This is a genomic window from Vibrio campbellii CAIM 519 = NBRC 15631 = ATCC 25920 (assembly GCF_002163755.1).
GTDB classification, from domain to species: Bacteria; Pseudomonadota; Gammaproteobacteria; order Enterobacterales; family Vibrionaceae; genus Vibrio; species Vibrio campbellii.
The window spans coordinates 238,449-258,897 of record NZ_CP015863.1 but is presented as its reverse complement, the minus strand read 5'-3'; the positions used below and the strand labels follow the sequence as shown (position 1 = coordinate 258,897).

Annotated in this window: 21 protein-coding genes; 7 read left to right on the top strand and 14 right to left on the bottom strand. The window is 47.6% G+C overall.

The window, feature by feature from the left end; translation table 11 throughout:
* The first annotated feature begins 194 nt into the window (after positions 1-194).
* Positions 195-2,516, top strand: coding sequence for a Tex family protein (locus tag A8140_RS01295; protein WP_005529110.1), 2,322 nt, complete (start codon positions 195-197; stop codon positions 2,514-2,516).
* Between the two features lie 104 nt (positions 2,517-2,620).
* Here A8140_RS01295 and A8140_RS01290 read toward each other — a convergent pair whose 3' ends face one another.
* The gene (locus tag A8140_RS01290) at positions 2,621-3,085 is read right to left on the bottom strand and encodes a hypothetical protein (protein WP_005430182.1); all 465 of its coding nucleotides are present in this window, start codon (positions 3,083-3,085) and stop codon (positions 2,621-2,623) included.
* Between the two features lie 135 nt (positions 3,086-3,220).
* Positions 3,221-3,985, bottom strand: a complete 765-nt coding sequence (gene bioH, locus A8140_RS01285) for a pimeloyl-ACP methyl ester esterase BioH (protein WP_005529108.1) — start codon at positions 3,983-3,985, stop codon at positions 3,221-3,223.
* 84 nt (positions 3,986-4,069) lie between these two features.
* Here bioH and A8140_RS01280 point away from each other — a divergent pair, with 84 nt between their 5' ends.
* The 4 genes from A8140_RS01280 to cysQ all read left to right on the top strand — a co-directional run bounded on the left by A8140_RS01280 (position 4,070) and on the right by cysQ (position 7,095).
* Complete coding sequence (locus tag A8140_RS01280; RefSeq protein WP_029388870.1) at positions 4,070-4,795, top strand: ComF family protein; 726 nt, start codon at positions 4,070-4,072, stop codon at positions 4,793-4,795.
* A 97-nt stretch (positions 4,796-4,892) separates the two neighbouring features.
* Positions 4,893-5,477 carry a Fe-S biogenesis protein NfuA gene (gene nfuA, locus A8140_RS01275; RefSeq protein ID WP_005430072.1) on the top strand — a complete coding sequence of 195 codons (585 nt, stop codon included), beginning with the start codon at positions 4,893-4,895 and terminating at the stop codon, positions 5,475-5,477.
* Positions 5,478-5,653: 176 nt separating this feature from the next.
* Positions 5,654-6,220, top strand: coding sequence for an ADP compounds hydrolase NudE (gene nudE, locus A8140_RS01270; RefSeq protein ID WP_005430103.1), 567 nt, complete (start codon positions 5,654-5,656; stop codon positions 6,218-6,220).
* A 47-nt stretch (positions 6,221-6,267) separates the two neighbouring features.
* Positions 6,268-7,095 carry a 3'(2'),5'-bisphosphate nucleotidase CysQ gene (gene cysQ, locus A8140_RS01265; protein ID WP_005430183.1) on the top strand — a complete coding sequence of 276 codons (828 nt, stop codon included), beginning with the start codon at positions 6,268-6,270 and terminating at the stop codon, positions 7,093-7,095.
* A gap of 289 nt (positions 7,096-7,384) precedes the next feature.
* Here the strand turns inward: cysQ and A8140_RS01260 are convergent, their stop codons facing one another.
* Genes A8140_RS01260 through gspC form a run of 12 tightly spaced genes read right to left on the bottom strand, consistent with a single transcriptional unit; the run spans position 7,385 to position 18,746 of the window.
* Positions 7,385-8,146, bottom strand: a complete 762-nt coding sequence (locus tag A8140_RS01260) for a type II secretion system protein N (RefSeq protein WP_005529103.1) — start codon at positions 8,144-8,146, stop codon at positions 7,385-7,387.
* A gap of 1 nt (position 8,147) precedes the next feature.
* Positions 8,148-8,639: a type II secretion system protein M gene (locus tag A8140_RS01255; protein ID WP_005430160.1), complete on the bottom strand. Its 492-nt coding sequence runs from the start codon at positions 8,637-8,639 to the stop codon at positions 8,148-8,150.
* Between the two features lie 7 nt (positions 8,640-8,646).
* Positions 8,647-9,849, bottom strand: a complete 1,203-nt coding sequence (gene gspL, locus A8140_RS01250; RefSeq protein ID WP_005529102.1) for a type II secretion system protein GspL — start codon at positions 9,847-9,849, stop codon at positions 8,647-8,649.
* A complete protein-coding gene (gene gspK, locus A8140_RS01245; protein WP_005529099.1) occupies positions 9,818-10,828 on the bottom strand; it encodes a type II secretion system minor pseudopilin GspK in 1,011 nt (336 codons plus the stop codon). The genes gspL and gspK overlap by 32 nt, the downstream gene beginning before the upstream one ends.
* A complete protein-coding gene (gene gspJ, locus A8140_RS01240) occupies positions 10,821-11,501 on the bottom strand; it encodes a type II secretion system minor pseudopilin GspJ (RefSeq protein ID WP_005529097.1) in 681 nt (226 codons plus the stop codon). The genes gspK and gspJ overlap by 8 nt, the downstream gene beginning before the upstream one ends.
* Before the next feature lie 22 nt (positions 11,502-11,523).
* Complete coding sequence (gene gspI, locus A8140_RS01235; RefSeq protein WP_005529095.1) at positions 11,524-11,919, bottom strand: type II secretion system minor pseudopilin GspI; 396 nt, start codon at positions 11,917-11,919, stop codon at positions 11,524-11,526.
* The gene (locus tag A8140_RS01230) at positions 11,900-12,505 is read right to left on the bottom strand and encodes a prepilin-type N-terminal cleavage/methylation domain-containing protein (protein WP_005529093.1); all 606 of its coding nucleotides are present in this window, start codon (positions 12,503-12,505) and stop codon (positions 11,900-11,902) included. Before A8140_RS01230 ends, gspI begins: the two co-directional genes overlap by 20 nt.
* Positions 12,506-12,536: 31 nt before the next feature.
* Positions 12,537-12,980, bottom strand: a complete 444-nt coding sequence (gene gspG, locus A8140_RS01225; protein ID WP_005529091.1) for a type II secretion system major pseudopilin GspG — start codon at positions 12,978-12,980, stop codon at positions 12,537-12,539.
* 60 nt (positions 12,981-13,040) lie between these two features.
* The gene (gene gspF / locus A8140_RS01220) at positions 13,041-14,261 is read right to left on the bottom strand and encodes a type II secretion system inner membrane protein GspF (RefSeq protein ID WP_005430086.1); all 1,221 of its coding nucleotides are present in this window, start codon (positions 14,259-14,261) and stop codon (positions 13,041-13,043) included.
* Entirely contained in the window at positions 14,261-15,763 is a 1,503-nt protein-coding gene (gspE, locus tag A8140_RS01215) for a type II secretion system ATPase GspE (protein ID WP_005529089.1), read from the bottom strand. The genes gspF and gspE overlap by 1 nt, the downstream gene beginning before the upstream one ends.
* Positions 15,756-17,786 carry a type II secretion system secretin GspD gene (gene gspD, locus A8140_RS01210; RefSeq protein ID WP_005529086.1) on the bottom strand — a complete coding sequence of 677 codons (2,031 nt, stop codon included), beginning with the start codon at positions 17,784-17,786 and terminating at the stop codon, positions 15,756-15,758. Before gspD ends, gspE begins: the two co-directional genes overlap by 8 nt.
* A gap of 36 nt (positions 17,787-17,822) precedes the next feature.
* Positions 17,823-18,746: a type II secretion system protein GspC gene (gspC, locus tag A8140_RS01205; RefSeq protein WP_005529083.1), complete on the bottom strand. Its 924-nt coding sequence runs from the start codon at positions 18,744-18,746 to the stop codon at positions 17,823-17,825.
* 255 nt (positions 18,747-19,001) lie between these two features.
* On the opposite strand from gspC, the gene hslR reads away from it, so the two are divergent.
* The gene (hslR, locus tag A8140_RS01200; RefSeq protein WP_005430076.1) at positions 19,002-19,388 is read left to right on the top strand and encodes a ribosome-associated heat shock protein Hsp15; all 387 of its coding nucleotides are present in this window, start codon (positions 19,002-19,004) and stop codon (positions 19,386-19,388) included.
* A 31-nt stretch (positions 19,389-19,419) separates the two neighbouring features.
* Positions 19,420-20,295, top strand: coding sequence for an Hsp33 family molecular chaperone HslO (gene hslO, locus A8140_RS01195; RefSeq protein WP_005529081.1), 876 nt, complete (start codon positions 19,420-19,422; stop codon positions 20,293-20,295).
* The last annotated feature ends 154 nt before the right edge of the window (positions 20,296-20,449 follow it).

Sequence of the window (20,449 nt, the reverse complement as noted above, 5' to 3'; positions counted from 1 at the left end):
CAAGGTATAGGGGTTAGTCGATAACCAAACGTATAAGTTCTCAATTTAATTACAGTTTTGACACAAATCTGACTGATGTCCACCAGCGCTCGGTAAATTTTTGTGTGTCTAGTTTAAAACATTGCAAATTCCATGAATGACCCCAATGTTCTATACACAACCAATACCCAAACAGAATTAAAGAGAATACACGGATGAGCCAAGCTATCTGTCGCATGATTGCTCAAGAGCTGAATGTTCGCCCTGAGCAAGTCAACGCTGCTGTAACCCTTATTGATGACGGTAACACGGTCCCATTTATTGCACGTTACCGTAAAGAGGTGACGGGCGGACTTGATGACACCCAACTGCGTACTCTAGACAGCCGTCTGTCTTACCTTCGTGAGCTGGATGACCGCCGTCAAACCATCCTGAAGTCGATCCAAGAACAAGGCAAACTTACCCCAGAACTCGAACAAGAAATCACTCAGGCAGACAGCAAGACTCGCCTTGAAGACTTGTACCTACCTTACAAACCAAAGCGTCGCACCAAAGGTCAGATCGCGATTGAAGCCGGCCTTGAGCCACTGGCAGACCAGCTTTGGAATCATCCGCAAACTGAACCAGAAAGCGAAGCAAGCAAATACCTTGATGCAGACAAAGGCTTAGCAGACACCAAAGCCGCACTGGATGGCGCTCGCGCGATCATCATGGAGCGCATCGCGGAAGACGCAAACCTGCTAGAGAAAATCCGTGGTCATCTAAACCGTAATGCGGAAATGGGTGCTCGCGTCGTTGAAGGCAAAGAGCAAGAAGGTGAGAAGTTTAAAGATTACTTCAACCACAACGAGCCATTAAGCAAAGTACCATCGCACCGCGCACTGGCGATGCTACGTGGTCGTAACGAAGGCTTCCTGACATTGGCAATGAATGCCGATCCAGAACAGGAAGAAGGCGCGCGTCAGTCTTACTGCGAAACGATTATCGCTGACCACTACGGCGTGACACTCAGCAGCGCACCCGCGGATACGTGGCGTAAGCAAGTGATCAGCTGGGCATGGCGCATCAAAGTATCGATGCACATGGAAACCGAGCTAATGGGCGCAATGAAAGAGCGCGCAGAAATCGAAGCGATTGAAGTATTCGCCACCAACCTAAAAGACTTGTTGATGGCAGCACCGGCAGGTCCTCGTGCAACACTTGGTCTCGATCCGGGTCTGCGTACCGGTTCAAAAATCGCAATTGTTGACCCGACTGGTAAAGTGCTTGCAACCGAAACCATCTACCCTCATCCACCACAAAAACAATACGACAAATCAGCGCAAATCGTTGATCAGTTGGTGCGCAAATACAACGTCGATTTGATTGCTATCGGCAACGGCACGGCTTCACGTGAAACCGATAGCTTTGTCGCAGACGTCATCAAACGTGGCAACCTGAAAGTTCAGAAGATCATTGTGAGTGAAGCGGGTGCATCGGTTTACTCAGCGTCTGAGCTTGCAGCAAAAGAATTCCCAAATATGGACGTGTCTCTGCGTGGTGCGGTGTCTATTGCCCGTCGTCTACAAGACCCACTGGCTGAGCTAGTGAAAATTGATCCTAAGTCGATCGGTGTGGGCCAATACCAGCACGATGTTAGCCAATCAATGCTGGCAAAACGCCTAGATGCGATTGTGGAAGACTGTGTAAACGCAGTAGGTGTAGACGTGAACACTGCTTCTGCGGCGCTACTGACGCGCGTAGCGGGCTTGTCGAGCACCATTGCGCAGAACATTGTCGACTTCCGTGATGAAAACGGTCGTTTCGAAGCACGTACAACCTTGAAGAAAGTACCTCGTTTAGGCCCTAAGGCGTTCGAGCAGTGTGCAGGTTTCCTACGTATTATGGATGGTAAGAACCCTCTTGATGCGTCTGCGGTTCACCCAGAAGCGTACCCAGTGGTAAAAGCAATTTCTGAGAAGAACAACAAAGACATCAAAGCACTGATTGGGGATTCAAGCTTCCTAAAAGGTCTGCATGCGGTCGATTACACCGACGATAACTTTGGTGTTCCAACCATTACAGACATCATCAAAGAGCTAGATAAGCCGGGTCGTGACCCGCGTCCAGAATTCAAAACAGCAACGTTCGCAGAAGGCGTAAACTCGGTTTCTGACTTGGAGCCGGGCATGATTCTAGAAGGCGTGGTATCGAACGTAGCCAACTTCGGTGCTTTCGTTGATATCGGCGTTCACCAAGATGGTCTCGTGCACATATCCGCACTGACAGACCGCTTTGTGTCTGATCCACGTGAAGTGGTGAAAGCGGGCGACATCGTAAAAGTGAAGGTGATGGAAGTGGACGTGCAGCGTAAGCGCATTGGTTTGTCGATGCGTATGAACGACGAACCGGGCCAAGACAACCGTAGCCAACGCTCATCAGCAGCGCCGCGTCGTAATGACCAACCGCAACGTCGTCAGCCTCGCCGTGATGACTCGTCATCTAACAGCGCAATGGGCGGTGCTTTTGCAGCCGCGTTTGCTAAAGCGAAAAAGTAATCTCGCCGAGGCTTCACCGCTAACGAGCTTTGATAGCTAAAAAGAAAACGCTCCAATCAGTTGTTCCGCTTGGAGCGTTTTTATTTGAGTAGGATATTGAGTCGTCATAATACTGCTATCACTTCTGACGGTGTATGGGGCGCGACCGAGTGACCATAATGAAACTTAATCACCTTCCTGCGCTTTTCCATCAATCCCTCTTTGACCGCAGCATCCAAAATGCGCTTAGGTAATCGAAAGCGTATCGCGTAACCCTTACCCTGATCTTCGCTGTAACTCTTGAGCGCAAGCAAACCGAACAGACGCTCTAGCGTGTCTTCTGGTTCTTCGTGATAACGGGTATCCACCTCGGGTTCCACTTCGTAGTCTGGATGCTCCGATGGGTCCCACGAGGATTGGCGTCGCCGCTTCTCATCACTTTTTACTTTGCGCTCCGCATTGGTTTTCGCCAGTGCGACTGTTGGCGTCACAGGTTCTCGGACTTTATTGTCACGAGCAGCTTGTTCCGTCTGCACATTAACGGATGGGGCGATCAGTGGCACGCTTACGTTAGCCGGTGACACAATCATTGCGAACCCTCCTCAGAGTCGCCCAACTCGTCAATACAGCAAACTCCTCCCGCAAGAAGAGTTCGCTAAAACTTATATCGACCAATTTTTAAGCAGCTTTAGGGTTTTATTCGCTTAGAGTTGTAGACTCGCTAATTAAGCAGCAAATTCTCGCACTTGGAGACAAAACGCTTCATGTTCGGTCATGAACGGTGCATGAGAGGATTGATTGAAAACAAACTGCTGAGTGCTTGGCAATTGCTCATTTAAATCACTTGCCACTTTGATTGGCACCAAACCATCAAGTCGACCATAAAGACGCAGCATCGGCATAGAAAGAGAAGTCAGCGCATCACGCAGATCCACATCGGCAAGAATATTCAAGCCAACCAACAATGAATCAGGATTCGGCTGCGGACGCGATAATACAGCTTGCTTGAGTTGCTTAACGTCTTTGCGCGCAGACGGACTGCCCATCGCTTGCAGCGCCATAAAGCGCTCAATAGTGACAGAGAAATCTTCCAGTAATTGATCGGTGAATGCGGTTAACACGTTAGGTTGAATGCCACGCCAAGGGCGTTCAGCGGCAAATTTTGGTGAACTGGCTACCGTGATTAACTTGCTTACACGCTGCGGAGCATTAAGTGCAATGTGGGTTGCCACCAAGCCACCTAATGACCAGCCAAGCCAGACAGCTTTTTCTGGTGCGTCTTGCAGAACAAGGTCAGCGATTTTTGCTAAGTCTTCAGCGTGAGATTCTGCGCTGTGTCCGTATCCAGGAAGATCGACCACATGCACTCGGAAATAAGGTTGAAGAGACTCAACGGTCTGCTGCCATACCGCACCATTCATACCCCAACCATGAAGCAACACCAAATCTGGTCCTTGACCAAATGACTGCCAGTGTAAATTCGTGCTCATGCTCTCGTTCTCTCCCACTTATCTTATTCCTTACCACGCAATCCAAGCTTTAGTCTAATGACTCGCACACCTCGGATGGATTGTATGTTATCTCATCAATGGCAAAACATCATGCATCGCGTACTCAGTAGCCAATGCGGATTATGCCGATTTCCCATACCTCACCGCCAAACGCCCAACCTAATGCGTTGGTGTGACAGCTGTTTTGATCACCTCACACCAATTGAGCGCTGCATGCGTTGTGGTTTAAAAATGACAGAAGAGGAATCACAAGCCGCCACAGAGTGTGGAGAATGCCTGAAAGAGCCACCACCATGGCGGCGTTTGTATACCTTGGGGGATTATGACTTCCCGCTCTCTCAACAAGTACAGCGTTTTAAAGATCACGGCGAAGTCTGGCATGTGGGCGCGCTCACTCAATTATTAGCAGAGCGAGTTGAGCAGCCTGCCCCAGTGATAACAAGTGTGCCCGTTCACTGGCAGCGCCTCTTAAAACGAGGTTTCAACCAGAGCCACATCTTGGCCAAACACCTCGCCCATCATTTAGATGTGCGCTATGAAAACAAGGTATTTAAACGCGTCAAAAACGTCCAATCACAACGAGGAAACAAAAAAGCCAGTCGCGAGCAAAATTTGCAAGGGGCATTTGCCCTACGAGGTGAGGTGGACTTTTCCCACGTCGCGATTGTGGATGATGTGGTTACAACAGGTAGTACAGTCCGACAATTATGTCATTTACTACTTGAAGTTGGCGTAGAAAGCATCGATATTTACTGCATCTGCAGAACTCCTGCGCCCGGTTCGCTCTAGATCGCTTCGCCATGTCTTAGCATCAAAAAGACTAGACCGAGGCGGTAACAGGAGTAGAATAGCAGCAATAGCCTACAAATTTACTCAGGTATTCGTCGTGTCAAATATTACTATTACAGAAACTGCGCAAACGCATTTCGCCAACCTTTTAGGTCAACAACCTGAAGGTACTAACATCCGAGTTTTCGTTGTTAACCCAGGAACCCAAAACGCAGAGTGTGGCGTATCTTACTGCCCACCAGAAGCGGTTGAAGGCACTGACACAGAAATCCCTTACAGCGGTTTCTCAGCATTCATTGACGAGCTAAGCCTACCGTTTCTAGAAGACGCTGAAATCGACTTTGTGACAGACAAAATGGGCTCTCAGCTAACGCTAAAAGCGCCAAACGCAAAAATGCGTAAAGTGTCTGACGATGCACCGCTTGTAGAGCGTGTTGAGTACGTGATCCAAACTCAAGTGAACCCGCAACTTGCCGGTCACGGTGGTCACGTAAACCTAGTTGAAATCACGGACGATGGCATCGCAATCGTTGCATTTGGCGGTGGTTGTAACGGCTGTTCAATGGTCGATGTGACACTAAAAGAAGGCATTGAAAAAGAGCTTCTTAATCAATTCGTTGGTGAACTGACAGCAGTTCGCGATGCAACTGAGCACGATCGTGGTGATCACTCTTACTACTAAGTCGTTCATGGCTTGCTAGTAATGCATATCGACGAGAAATGGGAGGCGTTTGCCTCCCATTTTTTGTTTTCAATTGAGTTAAGCTGAATCATCACGCTAGAAACTCGAGCTTTCTTCTCATATATTAAGAAATCTCATTTCCCTCGATGAGTTAACGACACTAAGGAGCCAGCGTTATGTCGAAAAGGACCCCACCAGAGATTCTCTCTTGTCAGACGGTCGCACAATCTAAGCTGTTTGCTGTGGAAGCCCTCGACCTTCGCTTCTCTAATGGCGAACTGCGTACTTATGAACGCATGAAACCAAGTGGTCGCGATGCCGTGATGGTTGTGCCTGTCACTGAGCAAGGAGACTTACTGTTAGTACGCGAGTACGCGGCAGGCACAGAACGCTACGAACTGGGCTTTCCGAAAGGTCTTATCGACCCAGGAGAGACACCATTACAAGCGGCCGATCGAGAGTTAAAAGAAGAAATTGGTTTTGGCTCTCATGAGCTAACGCCGTTAAAACAGGTGATCCTTGCACCTTCTTACTTCTCCAGCAAAATGACGCTGTTCTTAGGACAGAGCCTATACCCTGAGAAACAAGAAGGTGACGAGCCAGAACCATTAGAAATCGTTCGCTGGCCATTAGCGCAAGCGGAAGAACTATTAACGCACTTAGATTTTTGTGAAGCACGAAGTATCACAGCGTTGATGTTGGCACTGAAACACTTACAAAACACCACTCACAAACAAAACTAATCGCAGCCGAAGAGCTGGACCATAATTGTGAGAAAGGACCATTACTTATGCCAATGACAAAAGATTTATCTCACCTGCTCCCGCAAGTCATCGAAATTGCTCGCAGCGCGGGACAATTGATTCTCGATATTTACGAGAAAAAGCAGTACGAAGCTTACACCAAAAGTGACGAGACCCCAGTCACCAGTGCTGATATCGCAGCGCACAAGCTGATCACCGAGCGTTTAAGCGAGCTTACGCCAGATATCCCCGTGCTTTCTGAAGAAGCCGCGGACATCAGCTTAGAGCAACGTGCGCAATGGGAACGCTACTGGCTGGTTGACCCACTTGATGGTACACAAGAGTTCATCGCGCGCAGCGGTGACTTCGCGACCATTATCGCCCTTATCGACAACAACAAGCCAACCATGGGTGTGGTTTACGGTCCGGTTTCTGGCGTGACTTATTATGCTTACAACGGCAAGGGCGCGTGGAAGATTCCAGACATGTCTGAGAGCGTGAAAATCCACACTCACAAACATGAACAACCTGGGCAAAACATCGCTATCGCAATCAGCCGTCGCCAAGACATCAACCGCATCACGAGCCGCATGAGTAGCGCTTGGAACTATGATTTAATTCCACTCGGCTCTGCCGCACTTAAAGCCTGCCTTGTCGCTGAAGGTGCAGTGGACTGTTACTTACGTCTAGGTCCAACTGGCGAGTGGGATACCGCTGCTACACAATGCATTGTAGAAGAAGCGGGCGGACGAATTCTTAGTACGCAACTTGAACCGCTGTCTTACAATGAGCGCGAGACGTTGGAGAACCCGAACTTCATCGTACTGGGTGACGCGGATTTGCCATGGGATGAGATTCTCCAGCGCAAAGATTAACCCCAATCCAATCAGCCCCATTGCTAGATTTTAAAGGCCACGAATCGAGTTCGTGGCCTTTCTTTTTTCTTCTTGTACAGCGATATAAGTATTTGGCCTACTATAATCTAAATGCTTCCTTAGCTGTACACACTTAAATTATTCAATTAAAAATCAACAACTTAGCCCAAAACCCATAATCAGCTGGATTTCTTGTACAGCGAATAGAGGGTTTGGCCTACCATGACCCAAAAGCAAAAAGAGCTGCACACTGGCAGCTCTTTGATAATGTTCTGAATGACAGATTTGGCTAGAAACGCCCTTTGTAATCAAACTCGTATTGCCCTTGAGCGTTTGGATTACCTAACCATTTCAGCTGGTCACTCATGCCTGATGGGAACTCTGCTCCTGGCTTAAACCACGCTTTGGTAGAGTAACGTTGATTTGGCATTAGCTCAGCAGAAAACGCCGCTGATACTTGCTTGCTCTTTTGCTCACCCGATGCCGAAAGCACGCTGTCTTTACAGTTTAAATCAGCAATGACGGGGCCTAGTTCAAGACTGCCAAGTGGGCTTTGAATACCACTTGCACTCCAAACTAGCGTGCCTTCAGCTGTCTTACACCAGGGTGCTGCGTACGTCGCATGACGGATGTTCAACTCAAACTGCCCATCCACACCAACAGGTACAGGAAGGCGAGCTTGCTCCACCACTTTGGCCGCTGGGATCGACGCAACTAAGTTTTCTGCGTATGGACCGCTGGTAAGACTGTAGCCAACCAAGCCACGTCCACGCACGTCCATATCGCTCCCACGACCAAAACGTACCGCGAATTCTGCTTTACCAGTTAATAGGCCAGAAAGTTGGAAGTCCCAGTTCACTTCACCTAAGTTTTGACGCTGCCTACGCACATTGGATGCACTGCCTTGCCAAACCGTGCCTTGCGCACCTTGAATATCCAAACCTTTTACCGTCGGCACTTGTTGCAATACCCAAGAGATTGGCAAGCCAGCGATCAAACTGGTCGAGAAAAAGGCAATAAAAATCACCACATAAAGAACGGCTTTCTTCACCTTAACCTCGCTTAAATTGCAGGCGGTTTACGTCAATCATACCGGCTTGGTCGGTACGGTCGATGTCTAGGAATTCCACCTCAATCCCTTGTTGTTCTTTTAGATAACGCAACCAATCCACCATCTGGTTAAACGCCAATGGTTTGATCCACACTTGGACACTGTCATTACGCGGCTGTACGCGAATGAGCTCAACTTTGTAACGGCGAGCCGATGAGGAGACTACTTGGTTCAATGGTTGATTAGAGAAGCTGACACCACCGCTTTTACGTAGTGCGGTAATATCATCGGCTTTGTTTTGCACCCACGTTAATAGCTGCTTTTCACTTTGAATTCGAGATTGCGCTAGCTCTGCACGTTGATTCATTGGCTGCAAGATGCCCCAATAAATGATACCTAGCACAGCAATTGCGCCACAGCCCATCACCAAACGTTGTTCACGCTGTGAGATGCTACTCCACCAAGTTTGAGCTTGTGCGATTAAGTTTTTCATCATCACCTCACTGACGCTTCAACACGAAGCTGCCCATCACAACATTGCCGTTGCGGTTCAGCTGACCTTGTTCAACGTTAAACTTCTCTGCCAATTTCACACGAGCTTGCTCGAATGGCTGGAAGTCAGAGCTGCTCGCTTGAATACGAACTTCGCCACGTTGACCATCATATTTGAAGCTAGTGATCTGAAGATCATTAACCTGACCTAATGTCGAAGGCAGTGCAGCAATCCAAGATAGCATCGCCACATCACTCGAACCACCAGACAGACGACGCTCTTCATCGGTCATCTGACGCTTCAAGTAACTAACGGTAGGAATGCGTTTTTTATTCGGGAAAACTTGGCGGAAGATACGTTCACTCTCTTCACGATACGCTTGGGCCTGTGCTTCGTACTTATGCACCATCAACAACTGCTGACCAACCAACACGACAAGTAATACACCCGCAGCAATCGCGGCCTTTTGCCAAACCTTAACGTACTTACCCCAAGAGGATTTTGGCTTGAAAGAACCAGTCAGTAGGTTGACCTTACTTTCTGTCGTTCCTTTCGCCAGAAGAGCCATCGCCATTTCTTCTGGCTTGGCGACCCAGATATCTGACACTGCAGACTCAGGCACAGAACTGTAGCAATCGAGCTTCCAGCCTTCATGACTTTGTAAGTAAGAGGATAAGTACAGGTCAAGCCAAGACGCATCGACAACCGCACCTTGAGTTTGAGAATGACGAATCAGCCATTGCTCACCCAATTGGACCGCAGAACTGCTTTCTTCATCAACAGGCATCGCCAGAACATCAGGCAGCATACGCTTGATAACAAGGCCTTGGCTGGAGAAACGCTGCAAAATGGTTTGAATCCAAGCACGCTCGACAGCACACACTTGTGCTGCTTCCGCTTGCTTGTCTAATACTGTGAAATGCAGGTTGTCCACGTCTTGCGCGACTTCATCTTCCACCAAATAAGGCAGCATGCTGTCAAACTGACGCGCAGCACCTGGCGGAATATCCACTTTTGTTAACACAACATCATTACTCGCCAGTAGCGCCACAATTTGTCGCTGATCGGCGTAAGCAATCAGTTCGTCCAGATGTTCCCATCCGGCAAGCTCACCACTAGCAATCACTTCTTGCTGTTGTGTCGACCATACCAACCATGGAATGGTACTTTGTTGTTCGCTACTCAGCCGAACGGTCAGAAACTCGCTCACTGATTCCTCCAAAACGACGGCGAACGACAGTCACCGTTTCTCTATCTGTACTTTGTAAAAGGCTACGGAGGCGTACTCGGGATTCATCCACCAGTACTTGAACATCCAGCTCAAAGAAAGCGCTGTCGACTCCTAAGTAACCTTTGGCATTTTTCTTTACGTCATCGCTTAAGCCAGCTAATTCTGACTCAGACAAAAATTCATCTACGCTGTCCCAACCATCAAAAGGACGCTTTTCTATCAGTTGCACCGCATCGCTGCTGCTAAGGCCCGGCGTGAACATTGCCACCAAAATAGGCGCTTGTTCGACTTCAATGGTATTGATGTTCAAGCGCCAGTCATCGCTAGGGAGCGCACAAACCATTGGGGCTATCTTCTGGTAGATATCGCCACTTACTTGGTAAACCGCACGTAACTCACTCGCATCGGCCATCCAACCATTTGGTGGTAAGTATTGTGGTTTCATTGCTTCATAAGTGCTGTCTTCAACACCAGCCGTAGAACGTACCGTGCTGTCACTATCGACATATTCCCAAGTCGAGTCTGCAATCACTTCAGCTTGATAAGGTTCAACGTCTTTCTCTTCCATCAATCGTTGGAAGACTTGTACTAAGTATGGACGATTTGTTGAATCCCCGGAGGGTTGTACACTCGCTAACACGTTCAAATTGAAGCAGGCTTGTTTATCGATGATGCGACCAGCGGCTTGACCATAATCCAACGGGTAGACCTGCTCTTTTATCGCCCAAGGCTGACTTAAGTTGATGTTATCGTCGTCTTCATAGCTCTGTTCGATACCAATCTCAGCCAACGCTTCTACCCCCAAGCTATACCAGTAAGCTTGTTGGTAATTAATTTGATTCGAACCACGCTGAAACTGCAGAAACAATCGCTCTGACATGCTTGCGGCTATCGTGGTCATGATGGCAAGTAACATCAGCACGATAAGGAGCGCGACCCCACGTTGACGACTAGCCATTACTGCCTCCAGATGAGTTGCTGTCTCCAGATGAATTACCACCACCAGAGTTATCTTGACTACTTGATACTAGTTTTCCATTTGGTGTCAGGTAAGTACGAGAGATCTCTCCGTAGTCTTTCAGCTTCAATATCACAGACACAGCTTTGGGTAACTCACTGCCGTTTTCCCACGTTTTCTTCCATGATTTTCCATCAAAGAAGCGCATATCGAATTCTTCGACATTGGTAAGCAATGGCGTCACAATGCCTTCTTGCCCTGTTGGCGTATCTGGGTAGCGCCACCACACACGTTGCAGCACTTCATCTTTAATGCGATAGCCCACTTTCGTGACTTCACCACGTGGAAATTGCTGTTGTGGGTTGTGCCACCCCAAACGCGCAAACAGCACACCTTTCGCATCCGAATCCAGCAGGTATTCGGACCAAAACAGCAACTGCTTTGATGGCTCTTCACCATTGGTGCGCACATGGCGCATAGCCATTTGACGGAAGTCACTATCCATCATCACCATCGCACGCTGCAGTTCATTCAAGCGTTGGGTGCGTTCTTGCGACAGAACATTACTGCGCTGCACTTGCGATACGACTTGGTAAGCGGCCACGCTCATGCTGGCAAAAATCGCAATCGAAACCAGTACCTCAATCAAGGTAAAACCTCGATTTGATTTCATTGTTGGCGCCTTATATCGCTTATTACTCAGCAACATAACTTCTCACCGTGACAACAGGGCTCGCTTCTTTCTCAGTTGCGACGCTGACATCAAATGCTTTCAGCAATGGCTGCGCGGTGGCAACAGGAGTGACCTTCCAATACCAAGTACGCCCCGCCAACTCTTCAGTGCCTTTTTTAGCTTTGAGTTTTTCCGTCGAGAGCATCACATTGGCCATTTGGTTATCCACAACCATGGCTGCAAACATTTTTTCTTCTAAATAACTGACGGTATTAATGTGCTGGCTCACTGAGCGAATCACACTGATCGCAGCAGTAGCAAAAATCGCCAGTGCGACTAGCACCTCAAGTAGCGTCATACCTCGAACATTGCGGTACGATAAACCAATACGGCTTGGCTTAGAATATTGAATTGTCATCGTCTTCCGCTTCTTCTCCAGGTGCTAACAATTTGATTTCACCTGTTTCTTTACCAATGACTCGCCAGCCATCGTTGAATGCATCCCCTTCTTCAGGAAAGAAAGATAAGGTGAATGGCGTAATTTCAGCACTTGATAAAATGAACACTTGAGGTGGTTTCACTTTCTTCTTTTTCTTGTCCTCCACCTCGGCAAACATGTCTTCATCAAACAGCGAGCCGGGCTCGAACAATCGGTCATCGTCACCCCATGCGCCACCGCCTAATTCCAATTGCACTGAGATATCCCCTTCAAGCTTTGTTTCGCTTGGGATTTGCTTTAACTCAAGTGGTTGCCAACCGTCTTGGGTCAGGCTCAACAAAGTGTAGGTGAATTTAACGTCATCAACACGCAAGCCAAAGTCTTTACCACTTAGTACCGCTTCTTCATTAAGCAGTTGTAAGCGCTGGAAAAAGCTTTGTGCATATTGTTTGGAAAGGTCTTTTTGACTGGTAGGCAAGGTAGCGATCACCGCAACGGCGGTAAGAGATAACAAAACCAGCACCAATAGAATTTCTATCAATGTAAAACCGAGATGTTTTTGCATTTTCTTCATTAGTGCTGGTTTAAGCTAGAGCTTATTGGAAATCTTGCATGTTCCAGTTGCCGATATCCGACGCAGGACCTTCACCACCCTCTTGGCCATCCGCGCCTAGAGTAAAGATATCAATCGTGCCATTGTCACCAGGGCTCAGGTATTGGTACTCGTTGCCCCATGGATCAGATGGTAGACGCTTGATGTAACCACCATCACGGTAGTTGCGTGGCTCTGGGTTAGAAGGCTTGTTCACCAACGCATCTAGGCCTTGGTCCGTTGTTGGGTAAACGCTGTTATCCAGCTTGTACATGTCCAACGCATTCTCCAACGCCACGATGTCAGTAATCGCTTTTTGTTGGTCTGCTTTTTCTTTGTTGCCTAGTAGGTTAGGAACAACCACACTTGCCAAAATACCTAGGATAACCACAACAACCATCACTTCTAGAAGTGTAAAGCCTTGTTGTTTACTGCGTTTAAATTCCATTATTTTCTCCGAAAGTTAGATTCAAACCATGTCATTAGTAGACACGACTTAACTCGAATTTTATCCACTCATCAAGTTATTCATTTCCAACATTGGCATCAATGTCGCCATTACGATGAAAAGAACGAGACCAGCCATCAATGCTATCAGCACTGGAGTGAAGATCCCTAAAGCGATATTCACTGTAGATTCAAAGTTTTGGTCTTGGTTGTCCGCCGCTCGTGTCAACATGCTTTCAAGCTCACCACTCTGCTCACCACTGGAAATCATATGCAGCATCATTGGTGGGAATAAGCGAGTTTGGTCGAGCGCTTTACGCAGACTTGCCCCTTCACGTACGTTGTCTGCCGCCACTAACACTTGTTGTTTCACATAACGGTTCGACATAACGTCAACTGCCACACGCATGCCTTCAAGAATAGGAATCGCACTTGAAGTACAAATCGATAAGGTGCGAGCAAATCGTGAGGTATTCAGACCGCGAGAAATCTTGCCAATTAGTGGTAAGCTAAGAATTTTTTGGTCCCAAGCCAAACGAAAATTTGGTTTCTGTAGTGCCAGTTTTAAACCGTAAAAGAACACCACAAAGACAACAAAAATGATTAAGCCCCATTCTTGGACAAACTCACTCGCAGACAATAGCATTTGCGTCGACTGTGGTAGTTCTTGCCCCATTTGAATGATTGGCTCAATGATTTTCGGCACCACTGAAGAAAGCAGCAACGACACAATGCCCACCGCAAACACCACCAGCACAACTGGGTAAATCATGGCTTGAAGCAGTTTAGAGCGCATCTTCTGACGGTTTTCTACATAATCCGCCAAACGCTCTAATACCGCATCTAAATGACCGGACTTTTCACCAGCCGCCACCATAGATCGAAATAGCTCGTCAAACACATGTGGGTAATCACCCAAACTGTCTGCAAGCGGATAACCCTCAGTGACTTTCGAGCGCACGGCCGCAATCATTGAGCGAATACGTGGCTTTTCAGCCTGCTCTGAAACGGCTTTCAAACACTCTTCCAATGGCATGCCAGATTGCACAAGCGTTGATAACTGACGCGTAATTAGGGCGAGCTCTGCGGTTTTGATACCACGTTTGAATCCAACTGATGCACCTGAAGACTTCGCAGCTTTGGCTTTGGCTTCCATCACCTCTACAGGGATCATGCCCTGTTCTTTTAGGCGTTGGCGCACCTGACGAGCATTATCTCCTTCAATGGTGCCTTTCTTTTGTTTGCCTTTCGCGTCTAGCGCTTTGTATTCAAATGCTGCCATTACGCTTCCTTAGTCACTCGCATCACCTCTTCAAGAGAAGTGATACCACGACTGACTTTGCTTAGGCCATCGCTGCGAATGCTTGGCGAGTGTGCTCGTACGGCTTTTTCAATTTCTTGTTCACCCGCTTCACTGTGGATCAGTTCTTGAACTTTCTCATCCACCATTAGAAGTTCGTGAATACCAGTACGACCGCGGTAACCTTTTTGGTTACATACTTCACACCCTTTTGCTCGATGCAGAACCAGCGATTCGTGCTCTTCCAGACCGAACAATTTCTTCTGTTCTTTATCCGCTTCGTATGGCTCTTTACAGTCAGAACAAAGGGTTCGAACTAGGCGCTGTGCTAACACGCCCAATAGCGAAGAAGAGATCAGGAAGGGTTCAATACCCATATCGCGCAGACGAGTAATAGCACCCACAGCCGTGTTGGTGTGTAGTGTCGACATAACCAAGTGACCAGTCAAAGAGGCTTGCACCGCAATCTGTGCTGTCTCTAAGTCACGGATCTCACCGACCATCACTACATCCGGGTCTTGACGAAGAATCGCACGCAGACCTCGCGCAAAGGTCATATCAACCTTAGGGTTTACCTGCGTTTGGCCGATGCCATCAATATCGAATTCGATAGGATCTTCAACAGTCAGAATGTTGCGTTCATTGCTGTTGATCTCTTGCAAGCCCGCGTACAAGGTCGTCGACTTACCCGAACCCGTCGGACCGGTCACCAAGATGATGCCGTGAGGACGACCAATCAAGTGACGGAAGTTGTCATGCACTGAAGGCGTCATACCCAAACTATGCAGATCAAGACGAGTGGCGTTCTTGTCCAGTAGACGCATTACCACACGCTCACCATGCGATGAAGGCATGGTCGATACACGCACGTCCACCGCACGACCACCGATACGCAGTGAAATACGACCATCTTGAGGTACGCGTTTTTCCGCAATATCCAGCTTCGCCATGACCTTCACACGAGAAACTAGCAAAGGTGCTAGCTTGCGGCTCGGGGTTAAGACTTCACGCAATACACCATCGACACGGAAACGAATCGAAAGGGTTTTCTCGAACGTCTCAATATGGATATCCGACGCCCCTTCTTTGATCGCTTCACCCAACATGGCGTTAATCAATTTGATGATTGGCGCATCATCTTCCGATTCCAACAAATCTTCGTCGTGAGGCAGCTCTTCTGCTAATGAGAAGAAGTCATCGCTGTCTGCGCCAATGTCTTCCATCAACTGACGGGCTTCAGAAGAATCACGTTGATAAGCTTCAGTGAGCTTTTTATCGAACGCTTCTTTGTCCATCACTTGAGGAATAAAGTCTTGTTTCAGTACTCGACGTACTTCAACCAGAGCCGCAGGGTTTAGCGGCTCTACGTAATACAGAATTGGAGGGCGCTCAGGGTGCTCCGTCTCCAAAACCAGTTTAAAGCGATTGGCAAAACTGAATGGCAGACGGCGCATACTTGGCGCGGTGTCTAACATATCAACCATCATTCTTTACCATCTGATCAATGAACGCTTGGATTTCAGCAGGGTGCTCACGCTCACGACCAAATTCAGGTATCACCGGAATATTGGAATCATCCATCAGTTTCAAACCTTCCTGCGCTTTGTATAGCTGCTCAGCACGCATAAAGTTGTATTTGCGCTGAGTAATGCCGTCTGCCGTCATTCCTTCACGAATAATCGTCGGTTTGATAAACACCATCAAGTTTCGCTTATAAGTTGAAGTGCTGGTTGATTTGAACAACTGGCCGATGACTGGGATATCACCTAGTAGTGGAACCTTTGACTCACTTTCTTGAGCCTGCTCATCGACTAATCCCCCAAGCACTAGCATTTGACCGTCTTCAATCATTACTGATGTGTTGAGCTGACGCGTACCAAAACGAATGTCTACTGCACCATTTGCACCCAACACATTAGACACTTCTTGTTCAATATTCAATTGAACTGAGTTCCCTTCGTTGATTTGAGGTACCACTTTCAGTTTAATACCGACCTCTTTACGTTCTACCGTTTGGAATGGGTTGTCGTTATTTGAGCCTGCCGTCGAGCCTGTAAGTACAGGTACTTCTTCACCGACAACAAACGACGCCTCGCCATTATCCATCACCGTAATACTCGGAGAGGAAAGGATATTTGAGTTGGTATCCGATGAGACAGCACTGATCAACGCGGTCCAGTCCCCCATCACAATACTCATCGCCGCACCATTAACGCCACTAAGTGCAGCTGCCAAAGTCGAATAATCGCCTTTTTCTGTTGTTTTTCTGTCAACCCAATCTTTTATATCTTCATCCCAGCGACTATCGACTTTCTCTGTATCTTTGGCCTCCTCAAGACCAATCATCACACCGCCGATAGAAGCACCAGTATTGTTGTATTGAATCACTGCACCGGTTTCCAGGTTCCCCCACTGAACGCCAAGTTGGATGCCGTCACTTTCTGACATCTCAACGATCAAGGCTTCGATTAGAACCTGCGCGCGGCGAATATCAAGCTGAGAAATAATGTCTTGTAGCGCCATCATAATATCTGGCGGCGCAGTCAAAACTAGCGAGTTAGTTGCTTCATGAGCGGCAATCACCACTTCACCACGTTGTGAACTTGATGCGCCTTTTTGACCTGCTTGCTTCTCAGCCTGTAGGTTGTCAGATACGCCTTTTAGTACATCAACTAGGTCTTCCGCTTTCGCGTACTTTAGGTAAACCACACGGTTATTGCCTTTGGTCGCCATTTCAACGTCAAGTTGACGAATCAAACGCTTCAGGCGCGCACGAACTTTAGGGTCACCAGAAATCAGGATGGAGTTAGTACGCTCATCCGCTACGATTTTTGGCTCTAGGAATTCAGGTGTGCTCTTTTGGTTGGTCGTTTTGTTCAGGGCATCAACGATACGCACCATCTCAGAAGCAGACGCATTGCGCAGCTCTACGACTTCGATTTCTTTGTCGCCCGCTTGGTCAACGCGCTTGATGATTTCCGCCAGGCGGTTTACTACCGCAGCACGACCCGTGATCAAGATGATGTTAGCTGGATCGTAGTGCACCACGTTACCGGCACCTGCGTTATCAATAAGTTGACGCAGTAGCGGAGAAAGTTCACGAACCGACACATTTCGCACCGTAACCACACGGGTAATCACGCTGTCGCCTTGCGCACTGTCATCACCCAAAACTGGGATTGCTGAGGTTTTTGAATCTTTCGCTTTGATGACTTTCAACACACCATTGTCCATTTCGACAACGGCATAACCGTACACTTCCAGAACGTTCAAGAAGAAGCTGTAGTACTGCTTTTCGTTAAGAACGTCGTAACTACGTACGTCAATCTTACCGCGCACAGACGGGTCAACGATGATGGTCTTCTCTAGATTGCGACCAACAATATTGATGAATTCTTGAATATCAGTGCCTTTGAAGCTGGCACTAAACTCGTTCGCCATTGCACCCGGAGTGCAGAGTAGTGTCCCTGCAAGTAACCAAGTACTTTTGCTAAACCAATGTTTCACGTATGTCTCCCTGAACTTACGCAGCTTGCCTAAGTATTACAATTGGATATAGATGTCGTACTGTTGGCCATCGCGCTCAACAGTCAAATTCAGTTCTTGCGGATCGTTCATCACTTGCATCAGTTCTACTGAAGATGAAGGATCACTTAAATCGATCCCATTTAATTGCACCGCAATATCACCAGGTTTTAGACCGACATCATTAAACAACGCCGCATCACGACCTGGTGAGACGCGATAACCGACGATTCCTCCATCCTTTTTGACTGGAGAAATGTTGATGTACTTGAATACGCTTTGCGGATCTTTGGAAATCTCCGCACGAATTTGGTCGACCTTCTCGCTCACCGCTGATGATTTATCCGCTTTCGCCGCTTGCGGGCGGGTTGCTGGACGTGTTTCAGACAGTTTGCTGTACTCGATACCTTCGAGCATTAGGGTTTCATCACGACCTTGGTTGTCGATGATCACACGATCAACCAATACCGCTTTTAATTCTGCACGTGTGCCGTCAATTTCTTCGCCGATACCATAAGTGGCTTGCTTACCTCGATTGGCGATCACCGCTAGGCTCGTTTTTGCGTTGCTGCTCGCAACTGCACCAACAAGTGTTAGGTTTAAGCGAGTTTTAGGCGCATCTTGCACGACAGGCTGCTCTACTACGACCGGCTTTTGCTCGGTGTACTTTCCGAACAAGTTCGCATTTTGAAGGGCATTGAAATCAATCGCGTCCTTTTTATTCGTAGACGCAACAGCACCTGCTGATGGCTTCCATTGAGTCACATCAGAAGTTTGAGGCATTGCTAGCCACACCACTTTACCCAATATCCAACCTGTCATTGCTATGAATAGACAAGTTAAGAACAAACTGAGTTTCGCTTGTATGGTGTGATTGTTGGACTTAATCTGAGCCAGTAGCGGGCTGCTTGCTAATCCTGCACTTAGCTCTAAACGCTTCACTGAATTGATTCCTTTATTCTGACGTCGGTCGACCTTAAGTATAAGTAGAGAGTGTCGACTCTATCTTGCTAAATTTTCAATAAAATTACTACTCAACAAAGAGCAGTGAACTATATCACAAGTTCCTTTTCATGCCTTTTTCTTATGCAGTTTTTGCCAACTCCCTTGAAAAAAAACAGCCTTGGCTCCATCTGTAGGTGAATAATCCACCAGTTACTGCCTTATTATTGCAGTGATTAGATAGTGTAGAGTCGTATGAGTTCCGCAAATGAAGCCGTAAGGCTAGATAAATGGCTATGGGCTGCCAGATTTTATAAAACCCGCTCCATCGCACGCAATATGGTCGATGGCGGTAAAGTCCACTATAATGGGCAACGAAGCAAACCAAGCAAAATCGTTGAGTTGGGCGCTGAGATTCGTCTTCGCCAAGGTAATGAAGAGAAGACGGTGATTATCGAGAAAATCTCTGATCGTCGCATGGGTGCACCAATCGCTCAAACGCTCTATCGTGAAACTGACGAAAGCGTCAGCCAACGCGAAGAGTTCGCGAAACAGCGTAAACTCAACGCCCACAACCCAAGTCCGGAACGCCGCCCAGATAAGAAGCAGCGCCGTGACATCATTAAGTTCAAACACCAATAAAAGCCGGAATTACCGACGAGGAAAGCACTCCATGGCAAATAATGTTTTAAACCGCTACCTATTCGAAGATCTTTCAGTACGTGGCGAGTTGGTTCAATTGGATGAAGCATACCAACGTATTATCTCCAGCAAGGAATATCCGGCAGCACTGCAAAAACTGTTGGGTGAGCTACTCGTTTCAACCACTCTTTTAACGGCAACTTTGAAGTTCGAAGGCTCAATCACTATCCAATTACAAGGTGATGGTCCTGTATCACTGGCTGTAATCAATGGCGATCACGATCAGAAGATCCGTGGCGTTGCACGTTGGGAAGGCGACATTGCGGATGACGCAAGCCTGCACGAAATGATGGGTAAAGGCTACCTAGTGATCACTATCGAGCCAAAGAAAGGCGAACGTTACCAAGGTGTCGTTGGCCTAGAAGGTGAAACACTGGCTGACGTTATCGAAGGCTACTTCGCAAACTCAGAGCAGTTGAAGACGCGCCTGTGGATCCGTACTGGTGAACACGAAGGTAAAGCTCACGCAGCAGGCATGATGATTCAGGTAATGCCGGACGGCACGGGTACACCCGAAGACTTCGAGCACCTAGAGCAATTAACAGCAACCGTGAAGAACGAAGAACTGTTCACTCTACCGGCAAACGAACTGCTTTACCGCTTGTACAACCAAGATTCTGTTCGTCTATACGAACCGCAACCAGTGGAGTTCCACTGTGGCTGTTCTCGTGAACGTAGTGGTGCAGCGATCATTACCGTTGAGCGTGCTGAAATTAATGACATTTTAGCGGAAGAAGGATCAGTTTCTTTACATTGTGATTACTGTGGCACGTCATATTCATTTGACGAAGCGGAGATCACTGAGCTCTATGCACAAGCCGCTCCAGAGAAGAAAACACTGCATTAATTTTCATAGCTTAACAAGCTTGTAATTTACCCTTCAAAAGGCCAGCATCATGCTGGCCTTTTTGTGATCAAACCCTCTAATTACCTAACCTCAGACGTAATAAAGCAACCGCTTAATTTTAAATAATTAATAATTCTTTTCCCCTAGCGCAAAG